17 protein-coding genes are annotated in these 17,110 nt (G+C 68.8%); 4 read left to right on the top strand and 13 right to left on the bottom strand.

Features of this window, described 5'->3' with window-relative positions; all coding sequences use genetic code 11:
• Window positions 1–44: 44 nt before the first annotated feature.
• From KME78_RS05560 to KME78_RS05515, 10 genes are all read right to left on the bottom strand, one after another.
• On the bottom strand, window positions 45–1,007 hold the full coding sequence (locus KME78_RS05560) for an ABC transporter permease (protein WP_219527644.1): 963 nt from the start codon (window positions 1,005–1,007) through the stop codon (window positions 45–47).
• On the bottom strand, window positions 1,007–1,969 hold the full coding sequence (locus KME78_RS05555; RefSeq protein WP_219527643.1) for an ABC transporter permease: 963 nt from the start codon (window positions 1,967–1,969) through the stop codon (window positions 1,007–1,009). Before KME78_RS05555 ends, KME78_RS05560 begins: the two co-directional genes overlap by 1 nt.
• A complete protein-coding gene (locus KME78_RS05550) occupies window positions 1,966–2,964 on the bottom strand; it encodes an ABC transporter ATP-binding protein (protein WP_219527642.1) in 999 nt (332 codons plus the stop codon). The genes KME78_RS05555 and KME78_RS05550 overlap by 4 nt, the downstream gene beginning before the upstream one ends.
• Window positions 2,964–3,986, bottom strand: a complete 1,023-nt coding sequence (locus tag KME78_RS05545) for an ABC transporter ATP-binding protein (protein ID WP_219527641.1) — start codon at window positions 3,984–3,986, stop codon at window positions 2,964–2,966. The genes KME78_RS05550 and KME78_RS05545 overlap by 1 nt, the downstream gene beginning before the upstream one ends.
• A 47-nt stretch (window positions 3,987–4,033) precedes the next feature.
• On the bottom strand, window positions 4,034–5,860 hold the full coding sequence (locus tag KME78_RS05540; protein WP_219527640.1) for an ABC transporter substrate-binding protein: 1,827 nt from the start codon (window positions 5,858–5,860) through the stop codon (window positions 4,034–4,036).
• Window positions 5,861–6,082: 222 nt separating this feature from the next.
• A complete protein-coding gene (locus KME78_RS05535) occupies window positions 6,083–7,909 on the bottom strand; it encodes a S9 family peptidase (RefSeq protein ID WP_219527639.1) in 1,827 nt (608 codons plus the stop codon).
• A 136-nt stretch (window positions 7,910–8,045) separates the two neighbouring features.
• Window positions 8,046–8,945 carry an amino acid ABC transporter permease gene (locus KME78_RS05530; protein WP_219527638.1) on the bottom strand — a complete coding sequence of 300 codons (900 nt, stop codon included), beginning with the start codon at window positions 8,943–8,945 and terminating at the stop codon, window positions 8,046–8,048.
• On the bottom strand, window positions 8,942–9,613 hold the full coding sequence (locus tag KME78_RS05525) for an amino acid ABC transporter permease (protein ID WP_219527637.1): 672 nt from the start codon (window positions 9,611–9,613) through the stop codon (window positions 8,942–8,944). The genes KME78_RS05530 and KME78_RS05525 overlap by 4 nt, the downstream gene beginning before the upstream one ends.
• 61 nt (window positions 9,614–9,674) lie before the next feature.
• Window positions 9,675–10,532, bottom strand: coding sequence for a glutamate ABC transporter substrate-binding protein (locus tag KME78_RS05520; RefSeq protein ID WP_219527636.1), 858 nt, complete (start codon window positions 10,530–10,532; stop codon window positions 9,675–9,677).
• 35 nt (window positions 10,533–10,567) lie between these two features.
• On the bottom strand, window positions 10,568–11,323 hold the full coding sequence (locus tag KME78_RS05515; RefSeq protein ID WP_219527635.1) for an amino acid ABC transporter ATP-binding protein: 756 nt from the start codon (window positions 11,321–11,323) through the stop codon (window positions 10,568–10,570).
• Window positions 11,324–11,457: 134 nt separating this feature from the next.
• Here KME78_RS05515 and miaB point away from each other — a divergent pair, with 134 nt between their 5' ends.
• Window positions 11,458–12,945, top strand: a complete 1,488-nt coding sequence (gene miaB, locus KME78_RS05510) for a tRNA (N6-isopentenyl adenosine(37)-C2)-methylthiotransferase MiaB (protein ID WP_219527634.1) — start codon at window positions 11,458–11,460, stop codon at window positions 12,943–12,945.
• Window positions 12,946–13,026: 81 nt separating this feature from the next.
• On the opposite strand, the gene KME78_RS05505 is transcribed toward miaB, so the two are convergent.
• Complete coding sequence (locus KME78_RS05505) at window positions 13,027–13,503, bottom strand: hypothetical protein (RefSeq protein ID WP_219527633.1); 477 nt, start codon at window positions 13,501–13,503, stop codon at window positions 13,027–13,029.
• Window positions 13,504–13,854: 351 nt separating this feature from the next.
• Between KME78_RS05505 and KME78_RS05500 the strand changes: the two genes are divergently transcribed.
• On the top strand, window positions 13,855–14,403 hold the full coding sequence (locus KME78_RS05500) for a hypothetical protein (RefSeq protein ID WP_219527632.1): 549 nt from the start codon (window positions 13,855–13,857) through the stop codon (window positions 14,401–14,403).
• A gap of 129 nt (window positions 14,404–14,532) precedes the next feature.
• Entirely contained in the window at window positions 14,533–15,276 is a 744-nt protein-coding gene (locus tag KME78_RS05495) for an isocitrate lyase/PEP mutase family protein (RefSeq protein ID WP_219527631.1), read from the top strand.
• Between the two features lie 6 nt (window positions 15,277–15,282).
• Here the strand turns inward: KME78_RS05495 and KME78_RS05490 are convergent, their stop codons facing one another.
• Together KME78_RS05490 and KME78_RS05485 are read right to left on the bottom strand one after the other, a co-directional pair.
• Window positions 15,283–16,149, bottom strand: a complete 867-nt coding sequence (locus KME78_RS05490; RefSeq protein ID WP_219527630.1) for a hypothetical protein — start codon at window positions 16,147–16,149, stop codon at window positions 15,283–15,285.
• Window positions 16,150–16,194: 45 nt separating this feature from the next.
• On the bottom strand, window positions 16,195–16,593 hold the full coding sequence (locus KME78_RS05485; RefSeq protein ID WP_219527629.1) for a VOC family protein: 399 nt from the start codon (window positions 16,591–16,593) through the stop codon (window positions 16,195–16,197).
• A gap of 63 nt (window positions 16,594–16,656) precedes the next feature.
• On the opposite strand from KME78_RS05485, the gene KME78_RS05480 reads away from it, so the two are divergent.
• On the top strand, window positions 16,657–17,082 hold the full coding sequence (locus KME78_RS05480; protein WP_219527628.1) for a MarR family winged helix-turn-helix transcriptional regulator: 426 nt from the start codon (window positions 16,657–16,659) through the stop codon (window positions 17,080–17,082).
• The last annotated feature ends 28 nt before the right edge of the window (window positions 17,083–17,110 follow it).

The raw sequence follows: 17,110 nt of genomic DNA, 5'->3' as shown, positions 1-17,110 counted from the left end.
GCCACACTCGCCCCGGCCCGGCCCACACCCCCACTGTGCGGGTGTCAGGCCAGGCGGATGCGGGGGTCCAGGAGGCCGTAGGCGAGATCCACCAGGAGGTTGGCCAGGACGACGGCGGTGGTGGCGAGGACGACGACGCCCATGATGACCGGCAGGTCGCCGCTGACGAACGCCTGTACCACCGCCTGCCCGATGCCGCCGAGCCCGAAGACCGACTCCGTCACCACCACCCCGCCGATCAGCGTGCCCACGTCGACGCCGAGTTGCGTCACCACCGGAGTCAGGGCGGCGCGTAAGCCGTGCCGGTAGATGACCTGGCCTTCGGGGACGCCCTTGGCGCGGGCCGTGCGGATGTAGTCCTCGCCGAGGGTGTCCAGCATCGACCCGCGCGTCAGCCGTACGTAGGAGGCGGCCTGGACCATGGCGAGGGTGATCCAGGGCAGGATCAGGTGGCGGGCCCATTCGCCGGGGCTGTCGGTGAACGACACGTACGAGTCCGGCGGCAGCAGCGGCGCCCCGGCCATGGTGAGCTGGAAGAACATGAAGTACAACAGCAGCAGGCCGACCACGAACGTGGGCATGGACACGGCGGCCAGCGCCAGGAACGTCACGACGCGGTCCAGGAGGGAGCGCGCCCGGGTGGCGCTGAGGACTCCGGCGCCGACGCCGATGACGACCCAGAGGATCGCGCCGCCGATCACGAGCGAGGCCGTCGGCGGGAAGTCCTCGGAGAGGATCTTGCCGATGGATTCGCCGGAGAAGTACGACTGGCCGAGGTCGCCGTGGATGAGGCGGTTCAGGTAGTCGAGGTACTGGACGAGGGTCGGGCGGTCCAGGCCGAGGTTGTGGCGGATGAGCTCCACCTGTTCGGGCGTGGCCTGGCGACCGGCCAGCGTCCTGGCGGGATCGCTGGGGGCGACGAAGAACAGCAGGAACGTGCCCAGCGTGACGAGCCACAGGACGAGCACGCCGAGCAGCGCCCGCCGGAGCAGGAATCTGCGGAGCATCAGGCCCCCTTACGGGCAGAGCGGCGGCGACGGCGGCTGAACAGGCGTTCCGTGCGCGGGTCGATGGCGTCCCTGATGCCGTCGCCGACCAGGTTGAAGGCGAGCGTGGTGAGCAGCAGGGTGGCCGCGGGGAAGCCCAGGTACCAGTAGGCGACCCGGTAGAAGCCCTGCGCCTCGCTGAGCAGGTTGCCCCAGGAGGGGGTGGGCGGCACGATGCCGAGCCCCAGGTACGACAGCGTCGACTCGAAGACGATGGCCGCCGGCACGAGCAGCGTGGTCAGGACGATGACCGGAGCGAGCAGGTTCGGCAGGATGTCGACGAACATGATCCGCAGGTCACCGCAGCCGATGGACCGGGCGGCCTCGACGTACTCGCGTTCCTTCAGGGAGAGCGTCTGGCCGCGCACCACCCGTGCGATGGCCGCCCACGAGTAGAAGGCGATCACCCCGATCGTCGCGGTCAGCGACGGCCCGGCGATCGACACCACCGCGATGGCGAAGATCAGGTACGGGAACGACAGCACCACGTCCATGAGCCGGGACAGCACGGTGTCGATGACGCCGCCGTAGTAGCCGGCCAGCAGGCCGATGACGACGCCCACCAGCGCGGCCAGCCCGGTGGCGACCACGCCGACCAGCAGCGAGACCCGCGCCCCGTACAGGACCCTGATGAACAGGTCGCGCCCGAGGCGGTCGGTGCCGAACCAGAACGTGCCGTTCGGCGCGATCGGCAGCCCCTGGGCGGTGATGCCGGTGTCGCGGAACTGCTCGTCCGGGTCGTGGCCGTTCCACGCGGCGATGAGCGGGGCGGCCAGCGCCAGCGCGCAGAGCAGGACCACGGTCAGGCCGGAGACCAGCGCGACCTTGTCGGTCCTGATCCTGGCCCAGGCGAGCTGCCACGGGCTGCGGCCGGCGATCGTCCGATCGGTGACCGCGTCGGGTCTGATCTCCGTCAGCGTCATGCGGTCCTCCCGACGGTCAGGTCCTCGCCCGCCTCGACGGGGAAGTGGCAGGCCACCAGGTGATCCCGGGGCACCAGCAGGGGTTCCTCCAGCGAGCAGCGGTCGCGCGCCTTCGGGCAGCGGGGATGGAAGCGGCAGCCGGACGGGGGGTCGATCGGCGAGGGGACGTCGCCCGTGAGGATGATGCGCCGCCGCCGTCCGGCCTCGTCCGGGTCGGCCACCGCCGTGGCGGAAAGGAGGGCGTTCGTGTACGGATGCCGGGGATGTTCGTGCAGCTCGTCGGCCCCCGCGAGTTCGACGACCTTGCCCAGGTACATGACCGCGATCCGGTCGCTGATGTGCCGCACCACCGACAGATCGTGCGCGATGAACAGATACGTCAGGCCGAAGTCGTCCTGCAGATCCTTCAGCAGGTTGAGGATCTGCGCCTGGATGGAGACGTCCAGCGCCGACACCGGCTCGTCGCAGATGATCAGCCGGGGCCGCAGCGCGAGCGCCCTGGCCACCCCGATCCGCTGCCGCTGCCCGCCGGAGAACTCCGCCGGGAACCGGTTGTAGTGCTCGGGATTGAGCCCCACCCGTTCCATCAGCTCCTGCACGGTACGGCGGAGCTCGGCGCCGCTGCTCACCCGGTGGACCACGAGCGGGTCGGCGATGATCGAGCCGACGCGCCTGCGCGGGTTCAGCGAGCCGTAGGGGTCCTGGAAGATGACCTGGATGTCGCGCCGGTAGGCCCGCATCCTGGCCCTGGGCAGGTTCGTGATGTCGTCGCCGTCGAAGCGGACCCGGCCGGAGGTGACCGGGTGCAGGCCCGCGACGCACCGGGCCAGGGTCGACTTGCCGCAGCCGGTCTCGCCGACCAGCCCGAGCGTCTCGCCCGGCGACAGGTCGAAGCTCACCCCGTCGACGGCCCGTACGTGCCCGACCGTCTGCTTGACCAGCATGCCGGTGGTGATGGGGAAGTGTTTGACGACGTTCTCGACTTCGAGGAGCATCAGGCCTCCTTCGCTCGCAGCCGCAGCGCGTCGGCCTCCGGGCCGAGCCCGACCGCCTCATGGGGCAGCCAGCAGGCCGAGGCGTGCCCGCCGCCGCCCGTGACCTTGGCCAGCGGTGGCCGCTCGGCCGCGCAGACCGGCATGGCGTACGGGCAGCGCGGGTGGAAGGCGCAGCCCGAGGGGATGTCGATCAGCGACGGCGGGGAGCCGGGGATGGGCCGCAGCCGCCCGCCGCGGGCCCCCGTGCTGCCCGGGATCGACTCCAGCAGGCCCTTGGTGTAGGGGTGGTGGGGGCGGTAGTAGAGGGTGCGCCGGTCGGCCCGCTCCGCCACCAGCCCCGCGTACATGACCAGCACCTCGTCGGCGATGCCCGCCACGACGCCGAGGTCGTGCGTGATGAGGATGAGCGCGATGTCGAACTCGGCCTGGACCCGGCCGATGAGTTCGAGGATCTGCGCCTGGACGGTCGCGTCGAGCGCGGTGGTCGGCTCGTCGGCGACGATGAGCTTCGGGTTCAGCGCCAGCGACATGGCGATCATCGCCCGCTGCCGCATGCCGCCGGAGAACTGGTGCGGATAGTCGTCCACCCGCCGGTCCGGCCGGGGGATGCCGACCAGGCCGAGCAGCTCGATCGCGCGCTTGCGGGCCTCGGCGCGGCCGGTGCCGGGCTGATGGACCCGGAACAGCTCCTCGATCTGCCAGCCGACCTTGTAGAGCGGGTGCAGGCTGGTCAGCGGGTCCTGGAAGACGACGCTGATCTCCGCCCCCCGGATGCGGCGCAGCTGCTCGCGGTCGAGCTGGAGCAGGTCCACGCCTTCGAACAGGGCGGTGCCGGAGATGTCGGCCCCGGGGGAGAGGCCGAGGATGGCCTGGGTGCTCACGGTCTTGCCGCTCCCGGACTCGCCGACGATCGCCAGCGTCCGGCCGCGGTCGACGGTGAACGACAGTCCCCGCACCGCCTGCACCAGGCCGTCGGAGGTGGGGAAGGTCACCTTCAGGTCGGTCACCTCTAGCAGGCTCATGTTTCTCCCTCACAGCGCCCCGCGGACTCCCGCGGGGCGCCGCACCGTCATGGCGAGTTGGGGTCAAGCCAGAGGTTGGTGATGTCGTAGAGCTGGAAGGCGGGCAGGTACAGCGCGTTCCGCACCCGCTTGCTCTTGTAGATCGGCGTGTTCTGGTTGTTGAACGGCACGATCACCGCGTCGCCCATCACCGTCTCGTCGACCTGGTGCCAGAGTCCGGCCGCCTTGGTCGCGTCGGGCTCGGCCAGTGCCTGCTTGATGAGGTCGTCCACCTTGGGGTTGCTGTAGCAGCCGTAGTTGCTCGTGCCCGCGGCGCAGTTGGTCTGGAACAGCGGCTGGGAAACGGCGCGGCCGTTGTTGCCGTACCAGTCGGGCACCCAGCCGGGCGCCGAGATGTCCCACTTGCTGTCCTTGGCGATCGTCGGGTTCTGCAGGAAGGCGCCGTAGTAGTCGCCCTGTCGTACGGGCAGGCCCTTGACGTTGATCCCGCACTGCTTCAGGTCGGCCGAATAGGACTGGAAGTTGGCCGGGTGGTTGCCCGCGTTGCGGAACGCGCCGATGAGCGTCAACCCGTTCGGGTAGCCCGCCTCGGTGAGCAGTTGCTTGCACTTGGCCGGGTCGCCCTGGTCGCCGGGTGTCGGGTACGGGTTGTACTCCTGGTAGCCGATGTTGCCCGGCGGGATGGCCGTGTGCAGCGGGGTCGCCACGTCGGCACCGCCGTAGATCTTGGCGATGGCCACCTTGTTGATGGCGTACTCGATGGCCTGGCGCACCTTGACCTTGCCCATGGCGCCGTTCTCGTTCTTGCTCTGCAGGTTGAACACGAGATACGGGTTCGTCACGGCGCCCGGGAAGATCTTGAAGTCGGCGTCGCCGCTCTTCAGCCGGGGGATCTGGGCGGTGGGCACCGGCAGGTCCCAGGACAGGTCCGCGCTGCCCGCCTCGAGCTGCTGCTGCACCGCGTCGGGCTCGGTGACGCCCATCTTGACCTCGACGGCGTTGACGTACTGGTGCCTGATCGGGTCGGAGGCCTGCGTCCAGGCGGGGTTCCTCTCCAGCCTGATCGACTTGGTCGCCACATACTGGGTGATCTTGTACGGGCCGTCGGAGATCACGTGCTGGCGGAAGGTGGCGTCGTCCGGCACGTACTGGTCGTACTCCTGGGGTGCGGCCGAGGAGAAGTTCAGCGACAGGATGTTGAGGAAGTCGGCCGCCGGCTGGACCAGCGTGAACACGACCGTCTTGTCATCCTTGGCCCGGACACCGGCGATGTCGTGGGAGTTCTGGAAGGCCGCCAGCGCCGCGGCGGTGGGCTTGGCCTTCTCGAACGCCTTGGCATAGGCCGCGCAGTAGGCGGCCATGCCCTTGATCGTGCTGGTGTAGTAGCCGGGCGCGCCCGCTCCGGCCACCGGGTTGCAGATCCGCTTGAAGCCGCGGACGAAGTCGCCCGCGGTCACCGCCCGCGGCGGCTGGGTGTCCCACTGGACGCCGTCCCGCAGTTTGATCGTGTAGGTGAGGCTGTCGGCGCTGAGGCCGCCGTTCGCGGTCGTCGGCAACTCGGCGGCGACGTCGGGGACGACGGCGAAGCCCTTGGTGGTCTCGGCCTCCTTGGCCACGCCGTTCAGGTTGAACAGCTGGCGCGCGTAACCGCGCAGGATGCCGTTGGTGACCGTGTAGTAGGCGCTGGTGGGATCGAGGTGGTCGACGTCGCCACCGCCCACCAGTCTGAGCGTGCCGCCCGATAACGGGGTGCCGGGCTTCTGGGCGGTGGTCGGGGGCGCGGAACCGTTCGTACCGGTGTCCGTGGCGCATGCGGCGGCGAGCAGACTTGCCGCCGCCACCACGGCAATGCTGAGATAGCGCAAGCTGGCCATCTGGCCCTCCCTCGTGCCGAGATGGGATGTGTGGCTGGCCAGTGGGGTGCGCTTCGTGGCCGCGACGCGCACCCCACGTTTGCTCTTTCACGGTGCTCTTTCGAGCAACCCACCTGGAGGGTCTCGGTGTCGAGGACGGTTATTCAACCGTTGGCGAGTAGCGACCGCCGAGTGATGCCGGTTCTGTCAAGGAACCGTGAGAGATGACGACGAGAGCGAGATTCAGCTGAAAACCTGCTGGTAGAACGCCAGTTCCGCGGCCAGCGCGGTGGCCCGCGTCTCGGTGCGGCGGAAACCATGTGACTCGCCCTCGAACGCCAGATAGGTGCACGAGACACCGCGCTCGGCCAGCGCGTCGGCGAAGGCCGCCGACTGCTCGGGCGGCACCGCGGGATCGTCGAGCCCCTGGAGCAGCAGCATCGGGCAGGACACGCCGCCGACCAGCGCCAGCGGCTCGCGCTCGGCGTACAGCCGCGGGTCCTCCGGGCCGACCAGCCACTCCACGTAACGTGACTCGAAATCGTGCGTGTGAGCGTTGAGCGGGGCCAGCGCGCTGACGCCGTAGTAGGACACACCCCCCGCGAACACGTCAGAACGGCAGCAGGCCGCCATTACGGTCCAGCCGCCCGCGCTGCGGCCGCGCACCGCGATGCGCCCGGGGTCGGCCAGCCCCTCGGCCGCCAGCCATTCGGCGGCCATGATCGTGTCCTCGACGTCGACGACGCCCCACTGCCCCTTCATCTGATCGCGGTAGGCCCGGCCGTAGCCGGTGGACCCGCCGTAGTTGACGTCGAGCACGCCGATGCCGCGCGAGGTGAGGTATGCCTTCTCCAGGTCGAGCGCCGTGTGCGCGTGTGCCGTCGGGCCGCCGTGCACGAAGACCACGTACGGCGGAGCCTCCTCCGAGTCCTCGGCGGCCGGGTTGGACGGCGGGTAGAGGAAACCGTGCACGCGGCGCCCCACCTCCACCGGCCGTGGCGTCGGCAGGCAGCCGAGATCGGGCAGCTCCTCGATGTCGAGTCTGAGCCCTTCTGCCTGGCCGGTCACGGTGTCGACGCGCAGCACCGACTTCGGCACCGCGGCGCCGTACGCGATGCCGGTCACGGAGGTGCCGTCGGCGGCCAGCGCCGGATCCCATCCCGCACACGGCAGGTCGAGGTCGGCGAGCTCGCCCGTCTCGGGGTCGAGCACCCCGAGCCGCAGGTCGCCGCGCCCGTGCAGCACCGCGAGCCGGCCGTCGCCGAGCACGAGGTAGGGCAGGCCGCCCAGCGTCCACGGCGGCCAGGCGAACTCCTCCTCCAGAGGATGGAGCGGCTGGGGCGAGGCGTCGTGGAGGCCGGTCTGGTAGAGATTCCACCAGCCGGAGCGGTCGGAGATCAGGTAGAGGTGGTCGTCGTCCTTCCAGCTGGGCGCCAGCACGGACTCGGACGGACCGCCCCGCACGGTCCACGTGGCGCCGTCGGACAGGCGGGTGACGCGGAGCTCGGTGCCGATCCACGGCATGAGCGGATGGTTCCAGGTGATGTACGCGAGATGCCGCCCATCAGGGGAGATGGTGGGGGAGGCGTAGAAGTCGCCGCCGGTGACCCATTCGCGGGTCTCGCCACCGTCGACCGGGATGGAGACGACGGTCCTGGTCACCTTCCCGTCGTCGGTGTGCCGTTCGCGTACGCACCAGACCTGGCCGTCGCGGATCAGCAGGTCGGCGTAGCGGTCGCCGTCGGCGGTGAGCGGGACGGGCTCGCCCGCGAGCCGGTCGAGCAGGTAAAGGCGCTGGTCGGCGAAGCAGGCGAAGATCACGTCGCCCTCGGGGGTCACCGCGTAGGGGCGGCCTCCGTACTCGTGCACGCGGGTGCGGGCGCTCCACGGCGCGGGCAGCAGCTCGCGGCAGGCGCCGTCGGCGGCGCGATGCATGATCGTGGTGCGTCCGACTTGGTCAGGACGGTCCTCCGTCCACCACACCTGGCCGTCGAGCGCGGTCGGCCAGCCGAGCCGCCGGCCGGACCGGGCGACGTCGGTGGTCGAGATGGGGGAGCGCCAGAAGGGCATAGACGCATCCTGCCGGAAGATCAGCAAGAGTGCGGGGTGATCACCGTAGCTCGGTGACCACCCCGCGTCGATCACCGTAGTCCGGTGACCACCCCACTCCGGTCACTGGACTGCGATGACCGCTTTACGACGTCGGTCACACAGTCATGGGGGTGTTACCCATATCTGGCTGCCCCGGGGGCAGCGGCACCGCGCCCGGCGGCTCGAGTGGCCCGGCCGTGGTCTTGCGGCTGCGGCGGCTGCGCTTCTCCAGCCAGGTCGCGAACGAGCTGAGCGCCATGGCCATGACGATGTAGATGACGCCGATGACGATCGCCGACACCAGCTTCGTGCCGGGGTAGACCGACGGCAGGGTCTTGAAGCCCATGTTCAGGAGGTCGACGTAGACGATGAAGTAGCCCAGCGCGGTGTCCTTGAGCAGGACCACGAGCTGGCTGACCACCGCGGGCATCATCACCGTGAGGCCCTGCGGCAGCAGGATCAACCGCATCACGCCGCCCTTGCGCAGCCCGACCGCGTACGCCGCCTCCGACTGGCCCTTCGGGATCGAGTTGATGCCCGCCCTGACCACCTCGGCCAGCACCGAGCCGTTGTAGAGGGTGAGCCCGAGCACGATCGCGAACAGCGCGTAGTCCCCGCCGCCGAACAGGTCGGGCGACAGGAACCAGATGAAGAAGATCAGCAGGAGCAGCGGGATCGCCCGGAACAGCTCCACGATCCAGGCGGCGGGAAGCCTGATCCACCGGTGGTCGGAGAGCCTGGCGATGCCGAAGACCGCGCCGAACAGCAGCGCGAAGACCGCGCCCAGGACGGCGGCCGTGAGCGTGCCCACCAGGCCGGGCAGGATGAAGTCCACCCAGACGGTCTCGGTGGTGAACGGCTCCCAGAGCTTGCCGTCGAACTGGCCTTTCTCGTTGAACTTCAGCACCACCCAGCCGAGGACCGCCAGCAGGGCCAGCGCGGAGATCCCGGTGATCAGGTGGTTGCGTACCCGGCCGCGCGGGCCCGGGGTGTCGAAGAGAACGGACGTGCTCATCGGGCCACCGCCAATCTCCTGGCCAGCCAGCCGGTGTACCAGCCGATCGGCAGGATGAGTACCAGGAACGACAGCACGATGCCGATGAAGATGGGGATCGAGACGCCGGTGGTGTCGAACGTCTCCCTCATCGTGGCGGCGATCTCCACGGTGTAGCCCGCGGCCGCCACCACGGTCGTGTTCTTGATCATGGCGATCAGGACGCTGCCGAGCGGGGCGATGACCGCCCGGAAGGCCTGCGGGAAGATGACGAGCGTGATCGACTGGCTGAAGGTGAGCCCGATCGCGCGGGCCGCCTCGGCCTGTCCCATCGGCACCGTGTTGATGCCGGACCGCAGTGCCTCGCAGACGAACGCCGCGGTGTAGGCCGACATGCCCAGCACGGCGAGCCAGAACGAGTTCGTCAGCGGCACCTCGGTGGAGAAGATCAGCCCGAGGGTGTCGCTGAGCCCGAGGTAGCAGAAGGCCAGCACCAGGGTCAGCGGGGTGTTGCGCACCACGTTGACGTACACCGTGCCCGCGGCCCGCAGGACCGGGGTGGGGGAGACCCGCATGGCGGCCAGGATCGTGCCGACGATCAGTGAGAACACCGCGATGATCAGCGAGAGCTTAATGTTGTTCAGGAATCCTTCGCCCAGGTCGGGCGCGTACTGAATCAGTTCGTCCATCGTGCTCCACCAGAGAGAATGGCGGCGGCGGCCGGGTCACCGGCCGCCGCGGTCTTGAGGATCAGGCGCAACCCTCGGCCGGTGGGGCCTCCTTGGGCAGGTCCAGGCCGGTCTTGCCGAACCACTTCGTGAGGAGCTGGGTGGCCGTGCCGTCCTGCCACATCTTGGTGACGGCCTTGTTGACGGCCTCGCAGGTCGTCTTGTCGCCCTTCTTCAGGCCGATGCCGTACTTCTCATCGGTGAAGGGGTCGTTGAGCAGCTTGTACTTGCCCGGTTCCTGGCTGGAGAAGCCGGCCAGGATCAGGTTGTCGGTGGTGACCGCGTCCAGGTTGCCACCACTGAGCTTCTGCACGCACTCGGAGTAGTTGCTGGCTCCGACGAGCTTGGCGGGCAGGCCGAGCTTGCCGTCCGGCGGCGGGTCGGTGATCCGCTTGTAGGAGTTGGAACCCTGCGCCTGACAGATGCGCTTGTCCTTGAGGTCCGTCGCCTTGGCGATGTCCGCGGCGTCCGCACGGACCATGGTGTCCTGGTGGACGATGACGTACGGGCCGCCGAAGGTGACCTTCGGCTTGCGCGCGTCGGTGATGGAGTATGTGGCGAAGATGATGTCCACGGTGCCGTTGGCGAGCAGCGCCTCGCGGTTGGACGAGGGCGACTCCTTCCACGTGATCTTCACATCCTGGCCGCCTGCCAGCTCCTTCACGATGTACTTGGCGACATCGACGTCGAAGCCCTCAGGATCGCCGCCACCCTTTTTCAGACCCAGGCTCGGCTGATCCCATTTGGTGCCGATGGTGATTTCCTTGGCACCCTTGAGCTTGTCCATGACGTTGGTGTAGCTGTCTCCACCGCCACACGCGGCAAGACCGGCAGCCATGGCCGTGACGGCGAGCACGGCCCCAGTTCGACGCATCTGCATAGTGGTTACCTCAATCTTCCTGCTGCGGACTGGGATCAATGCGTGAGGATCTTCGAAAGGAAGTCCTTGGCCCGGTCTGTCTGGGCGTTGGTGAAGAACTCGTCGGGGGTGTTCTCTTCGACGATCTGACCGTCGGCCATGAACACCACCCGGTTCGCGGCCCTTCGGGCGAACCCCATCTCGTGTGTGACGACCATCATCGTCATGCCGTCGCGAGCGAGCCCGATCATCACGTCGAGCACCTCCTGGACCATCTCCGGGTCCAGCGCCGACGTCGGCTCGTCGAAGAGGATCATCTTCGGATCCATGGCCAAGGCCCTGGCGATCGCGACGCGCTGCTGCTGGCCGCCGGAGAGCTGTGCCGGGTATTTGTCCGCCTGCGCGGCGATGCCCACCCGTTCGAGCAGCTCCATGGCGCGCGTGTCCGCGGCGTCACGGGCCTTCTTGCGCACCTTGATCGGTCCCAGCGTGACGTTCTCGCGAATCGTCTTGTGGGCGAACAGGTTGAACGACTGGAAGACCATGCCCACTTCGGAGCGGAGCTTGGCCAGCGCCTTGCCCTCTTCGGGCAACGGCTGACCATCGAAGATGATCTGCCCGCCGTCGATGGTCTCCAGCCGGTTGACGGCCCGGCACAGGGTGGACTTGCCACCACCTGAAGGGCCGATCACGACCAGGACCTCGCCACGGGAAACGGTCAGGTTGATGTCCTTCAGGACGTGCAATGCCCCGAAGTGCTTGTTGACGTGCTCCAACTTCACTAGTGGAGTGACGTCCCCGTTCTCCGTCATGGTCAAAACCTAGGGGTGAATAGGACGCTGGTCACTAACCGAGCGGTACCGATCCGATCACATCGTGCCGTCAAGCTGCTGTTTTAGATCCTACGACCGTCGCAAGCCGGACAAGGACTACCCTTGGACGTGCGATGACTGTGACCCAGGAGAGCGCCCGCACCTATGAAGTGCGCACATACGGGTGCCAGATGAATGTGCACGATTCCGAGCGCCTTTCCGGTCTGCTGGAGGACGCCGGTTATGTAGCCGCGACCGAGGGCGAGACCGCCGACGTTGTGGTGTTCAACACGTGCGCCGTGCGCGAGAACGCCGACAACCGCCTCTACGGCAATCTCGGCCACCTACGACCGGCCAAAATGAGCAACCCCCGCATGCAGATCGCCGTCGGCGGCTGCCTGGCGCAGAAGGACCAGGGCGAGATCGTCCGCAAGGCGCCGTGGGTCGACGTGGTGTTCGGCACCCACAACCTCGGGGCGCTGCCGGTGCTGCTGGAGCGGGCGCGCATCCAGGGCGAGGCGCAGGTCGAGCTCAAGGAGTCGCTCGAGGTCTTCCCCTCGACGCTGCCGACCAAGCGCGAGTCCGCCTATGCCGCCTGGGTCGCGATCTCGGTCGGGTGCAACAACACCTGTACGTTCTGCATCGTGCCGTCGCTGCGGGGCAAGGAGAAGGACCGGCGGCCCGGCGACGTTCTCGCCGAAGTCCAGACATTGGTGGATCAGGGCGTTCTCGAGGTCACGCTGCTCGGCCAGAACGTCAACACCTACGGCGTCGAGTTCGGCGACCGGCTGGCGTTCGGCAAGCTGCTGCGTGCCTGCGGCGACATCGACGGGCTGGAGCGGGTCCGCTTCACCTCGCCGCACCCGGCCGCCTTCACCGACGACGTGATCGCCGCCATGGCCGAGACGCCCAACGTCATGCACCAGCTCCACATGCCGCTGCAGTCGGGCTCCTCGCGCCTGCTGAAGGCGATGCGCCGCTCCTACCGGGCCGAACGCTACCTCGGCATCATCGAGCGGGTTCGCGCCGCCATGCCGGACGCGGCCATCTCCACCGACATCATCGTCGGCTTCCCCGGCGAGACGGAGGAGGACTTCCAGGCCACCCTCGACGTCGTACGACAGAGCCGCTTCGCCAACGCCTTCACCTTCCAGTACTCCATCCGGCCCGGCACACCCGCGGCGACCATGGACGACCAGATCCCCAAGCAGGTCGTCCAGGAGCGTTACGAGCGCCTGGTCGCCCTCCAGGAGGAGATCTCCTGGGCGGAGAACCGCAAGCAGGTGGGCCGGACGCTGGAGGTGCTGGTCGCCGAGGGCGAGGGCCGCAAGGACGACGCCACGCGCCGGCTGTCCGGGCGCGCCGCCGACAACCGACTGGTGCACTTCGCGGTCGGCGACCACACGCCGCGGCCCGGTGACATGGTCACGGTCGAGGTCACGTACGCGGCTCCGCACCACCTGGTGGCCGACGGGCCGGTCTCCGTCCGCCGTACCCGGGCGGGCGACGCCTGGGAGGCGCGGCAGGGCGCCCCGGCTCCGGCCAAGGGCGTCTCGCTCGGCATGCCCACCATCGGCCGCCCGCCGTCCGTACCGACAGCTGGGGCGTGCTCCGCCTCCTAAGCGCCCCTTGTCAAGGGGCCGCCCGTCGCGGGGCGCCTTGTCTGTTGCGGGCCGTGTGTCATGGGGCCACCTGCTGAGGGGTCATCTGCCGAGGCGGTCGAGCAGCCGGAAGCAGTAGTCGCGGCGGAAGTCGAAGAAGGTCGCGCACGGGTTGGCCCCCAGCGGCGCCGAAGGCTCGTGTCTTTCGGCGTGCTCGCCGGGGGCGGTGGCCTGGGCCGCCGGTGCGTCCGGCGGGGAATCCGTGGGTTTCTGCGGGGTCGGCAAGGGCCGGGGTGCCCGCGACCTCTCCGGCGGGCCGCTCGGCGTGGGGCTGTCCCGCTGCGGGGGCGGCGGCAGCGCTTCGCCCACTCCCGGGCTTGGTGAAGGCACGGGGTGCGGGCGTGCCTCGATCTCCTTGGGCACCAGGCCCTTCTCGGGAGTCGGGCCGTTCTCCGGTGGCGGGCCGCTGTCGGGATCCGGATCGTCGGTGTCGGTGTCGGTGTCGGTGTCGGCGTCGGTGTCGGCGACGTTGGCGTCGGCGCCGGCGGCCTGGTTGTCGTCTGGGGCCGTGTACGACATCGGGGGCGTAGCCGAAGTCAGAGCGGGAGGCGGGCTCGGGCTCGGCGAAGGAATGCTTGATTGATCGGAAAGCCCGCTTTCCTGATCATTTTCCGGCCCCTTTTCAGGATCGGGACTTTGGGATCCCATGAGCGACAGGAAAACCCCGAGCGCGGCGACGACGATCACCCCGGCCACACCTGCCGCGGCTGCCAGGCGGTCACGACCACCTGGGCGAATAGCTTTATGCGGTGACAAGTCGTGATTCCTTTGTGATTGGTGCGCGAGCATTCGACTCCTGCGGCTAGTGTGGTCCATCACCCGCGGAAGCCGGCGAGCTTTCCCGATACGACCGCAGGGAGACGCACCACCATGCAAGATCCGATGGAACCGGATCGCCAGGAGATCCTCACCGGGCCGGGCGATATGCCGAGATCTGCCAGAAATGGCAGGTCCGCCACCACCAAGAAGGCCGTCATCATCGCCGCGTCGGCCCTCGCCGCCGTGCTCGTGGCGGGTGGCATCGGCTTCGCGCTGGCGGGTGGCCCCGGCGGGCCCGTCCAGCCTTCGTCGTCCACAGGCCAGGCCGGCCAGGCGAGCCCCACCCAGGCCGCCGACGAGGAACTGCAGGACGAAGAGGCGTCCATGGGTGATGCCAAGACGGACGCCCCCGACGAAGGACTCTCGTCCGACGAACCCGCCGCCGACATGGGTGACGCGGCCACGGACCCGGATACGAGCACGGATACGGACAAGGGGGCGGCGGGCACCGATACACGCACCACGACCACGCCTCCGGCCAAGAACGGCAAGAAGCCCACATCCTCGCCGACCAAGCCGGCGCAGGAGTCAGCGGGCGACAACCCGGCGGACGGTCCGGCGGGCGAGGTCATCGGGCAGTGCGCGAAGAGCGGTTGCTGACGGCAAAGTGGTGTAGAGCGGCGGCCGGCGGCTGACCGGTTAGGCGGGAAAGCGGCCGGCCAAGTGGCTTGGCGGTTCCCTGCGGCATTGGCCCTTTGGTGGGCAGCCACCCTTTCCTAAGCTGGCCGTATGACCACTGACAAGGCCGCCCTGCTCCGGGCTCTCCACGTGCCCGGGAACCCGCTGGTGCTGCCCAACGCCTGGGACGCGGCGTCCGCGCGGGCCGTACAGGAGGCCGGGTTTCCGGTGATCGCCACCGGAAGCGCGGCCGTCTCCCAGGTGCTGGGCTACGAGGACGGCGAGCAGACCCCCGTCGCCGAGATGATGGCCGCCGTGGCCCGCATCACGCGCGTCGTGGACGTCCCCGTGACGGCGGACGTCGAGCGCGGGTACGGCCTGAAGCCGGCCGAGCTGGTCGAACGCCTGCTCACGGCCGGTGCCGCCGGCTGCAACCTGGAGGACTCCGACCCCCGTACCCACGTGCTCATGGACGTGGAGGCGCAGGCCGAGTTCCTGGCGGACGTGCGGGCCGCCGCCGGGCCGGCGCTCGTGATCAACGCCAGGGTCGACACCTACCTGTACGGCGACCGGACACGGGAGGCGGCCGTGACGCGGGCACGGCGCTACCTGGAGGCCGGTGCCGACTGCGTCTATCCGATCGTTCTCGGTGACGCGGAGGAGATCGGGGCCCTGGTGAGCGAGGTCGGTGGCCCGGTGAACGTGCTGTTCAGGCCCGGTGTCCCGGACCTGGCCCGGCTGGCCGAGCTGGGTGTGGCCAGGGTCAGCTATGGGGGCGGGCTGCACCGGGCCGCGTACGAGTACGCTCGCGGCCTGATCCAGGCGATCGACGAGGGCCGCAGCCCGTACGAGTGACTTGCGTTACTCGGTCAGCTCATTGCTGAGCTGGTCATCCTTGACGGCCGCGGCAAGGTGGAAGTCCTTGCCGCATTCGAGGTCGTCGAGCGCCGCCTTGATCTCCCGGTTCAGGATGGCCCGCTTCTCGCCCTCCGTGAGGTGCGCCGGGATGTAGCCTGTGCCGGACTCCGGGTCGAAGTCGGGAATGCTCTTGTCGTCCTTCTTCGCGAGCTCGTGCAGTTCCCTGGTGAACGTCGTATATCCCCAGTCCCGCATGGCCAACGGGCTGTGCGCGGTGATCCGGTAGCCTTTGGCGGTCATGCAGTCGGCCATGCCCGTAGCCAGTTCGGTGAGCCGGGCGTCGCCGTTGAGCTCGCGCTTCCTGCGCGCCACGTATGCCTGCTCACGGAACCGGCTCCACTCGTCAGCCGACTTCACGACCTTGCCGGTGATCTGCTTGATCGCCGCGATCTGACACTTTTCGAACTTGGTCCCGTACGAACGGCGCTGTGCGGGCGAGAGAGACTTGACGAGGGCGACGTTAGGGTTCTTGGACTCGTGCTCCTGTCCTGCGGCCTCGCCGTCCGGTGGGTAGACGAGCATGGAGGACACCCCGAAGCCGTATTTGGCGCGGTATGCCTTCATGCCCTCGTAGTCGCGGGCGGAGCCCATCTTGGATTGTTCCGTCTCGGGCGGCTCAGGAGGGATCCACGCCACGTATTTGAAGCCGTTCGCCTTCATGCAGTCGGCTTTGGCCAGCTCGATCCGCTGGTTCTCGCCAAGCCCCTGGCCGGCCGTGGCGGCCGAGGGAGACGGCTGTGCGGTGCTGGTCGTCCCGCAACCGGAGACGATGACAGCGAGCGCCGCCAGCGCTAATGATCTCTTTGGCATGGCCTAGGACCATAATTCGTTAAACGTAGTATTGTCAATCTCCGCTCAGTAGGACTGGAACTCCAGCAGATTCCCTTCCGGGTCACGGACGTGCGCGGCTCGCAGGCCCCAGCCGGGCCGGTCCGCGGGCTCGGTGACGGACCGGCCGCCGTGGGCCAGGCAGAGGGCGTACGCCCGGTCGACGTCGGCCACCCGGCTGACGAGCATGAGGCGATCCTGCGCGGCGGCGTCCACCGGCAGGGCGCCGGTGCCCGCGACCTCGGTCATGAAGCCGCGGTCGAGCATCGACAGCACCCCTTCCGACCCCACGTCCCAGTGCGCGTAGGGACCGTCCGGGCCGCCCTTCGCGAGGTTCGCCCCGAGCGCCTCTGGCAGGACCGCGTCATAGAAGGCGAAGCACTCCGCGAACGCCGAAACCAGCAGCCGAGGATGTAGCACGTCCATCCTGAAATCTCCTGAAATAGTGGGTCGAGACCTATTATTGGGTCAGACCTTACAATATCCAGGATGGACACGCTGCCGCCGAGCCTGCTCGGGCTCACCACGTACCTGCTGTCGAAGACCGGGAAGGCGGCCAGAGGCCGGCTGGCCGCGCGGCTGGCGGCCGACGGGCTGCGCATGTGGCACATGGCCGTGCTGGCGGCGCTGGCGGACTTCGGGCCGCACGCCCAGCGCGACCTGTCGGCCAGGCTCGGCATCGACCCCAGCGACATGGTCAAGGTCCTGGACGAGCTCTCGGCGCCGGGCTTCGTCGACCGCGCCCGCGACCCCGCCGACCGTCGCAGGGTCACCGCCACCATCACCGCCACGGGACGGCGCGAACTCACCCGCCTGACACAGGAGGCGCGAGCCATCCAGGACGAGCTCCTCGCCCCCCTCGACGCCGCCGAACGCGACCAGCTCCACGACCTGCTCACCCGGATCCTGGTCTGACCCCTGTTGTTCGTTCGGGTGCGGAGCA

Origin of the sequence: Nonomuraea guangzhouensis, assembly GCF_019396345.1 — a bacterium.
GTDB lineage: Bacteria > Actinomycetota > Actinomycetes > Streptosporangiales > Streptosporangiaceae > Nonomuraea > Nonomuraea guangzhouensis.
The sequence above is the reverse complement of the archived record's forward strand: the minus strand, read 5'-3'. Positions and strand labels throughout refer to the sequence as shown.

Coding starts and splice junctions, on each gene's coding strand:
- KME78_RS05560 (WP_219527644.1), bottom strand. CDS start 1,007: ATGCTCCGCAGATTCCTGCTCCGGCGGGCGCTGCTCGGCGTGCTCGTC.
- KME78_RS05555 (WP_219527643.1), bottom strand. CDS start 1,969: ATGACGCTGACGGAGATCAGACCCGACGCGGTCACCGATCGGACGATC.
- KME78_RS05550 (WP_219527642.1), bottom strand. CDS start 2,964: ATGCTCCTCGAAGTCGAGAACGTCGTCAAACACTTCCCCATCACCACC.
- KME78_RS05545 (WP_219527641.1), bottom strand. CDS start 3,986: ATGAGCCTGCTAGAGGTGACCGACCTGAAGGTGACCTTCCCCACCTCC.
- KME78_RS05540 (WP_219527640.1), bottom strand. CDS start 5,860: ATGGCCAGCTTGCGCTATCTCAGCATTGCCGTGGTGGCGGCGGCAAGT.
- KME78_RS05535 (WP_219527639.1), bottom strand. CDS start 7,909: ATGCCCTTCTGGCGCTCCCCCATCTCGACCACCGACGTCGCCCGGTCC.
- KME78_RS05530 (WP_219527638.1), bottom strand. CDS start 8,945: ATGAGCACGTCCGTTCTCTTCGACACCCCGGGCCCGCGCGGCCGGGTA.
- KME78_RS05525 (WP_219527637.1), bottom strand. CDS start 9,613: ATGGACGAACTGATTCAGTACGCGCCCGACCTGGGCGAAGGATTCCTG.
- KME78_RS05520 (WP_219527636.1), bottom strand. CDS start 10,532: ATGCAGATGCGTCGAACTGGGGCCGTGCTCGCCGTCACGGCCATGGCT.
- KME78_RS05515 (WP_219527635.1), bottom strand. CDS start 11,323: ATGACGGAGAACGGGGACGTCACTCCACTAGTGAAGTTGGAGCACGTC.
- miaB (WP_219527634.1), top strand. CDS start 11,458: ATGACTGTGACCCAGGAGAGCGCCCGCACCTATGAAGTGCGCACATAC.
- KME78_RS05505 (WP_219527633.1), bottom strand. CDS start 13,503: ATGTCGTACACGGCCCCAGACGACAACCAGGCCGCCGGCGCCGACGCC.
- KME78_RS05500 (WP_219527632.1), top strand. CDS start 13,855: ATGCAAGATCCGATGGAACCGGATCGCCAGGAGATCCTCACCGGGCCG.
- KME78_RS05495 (WP_219527631.1), top strand. CDS start 14,533: ATGACCACTGACAAGGCCGCCCTGCTCCGGGCTCTCCACGTGCCCGGG.
- KME78_RS05490 (WP_219527630.1), bottom strand. CDS start 16,149: ATGCCAAAGAGATCATTAGCGCTGGCGGCGCTCGCTGTCATCGTCTCC.
- KME78_RS05485 (WP_219527629.1), bottom strand. CDS start 16,593: ATGGACGTGCTACATCCTCGGCTGCTGGTTTCGGCGTTCGCGGAGTGC.
- KME78_RS05480 (WP_219527628.1), top strand. CDS start 16,657: ATGGACACGCTGCCGCCGAGCCTGCTCGGGCTCACCACGTACCTGCTG.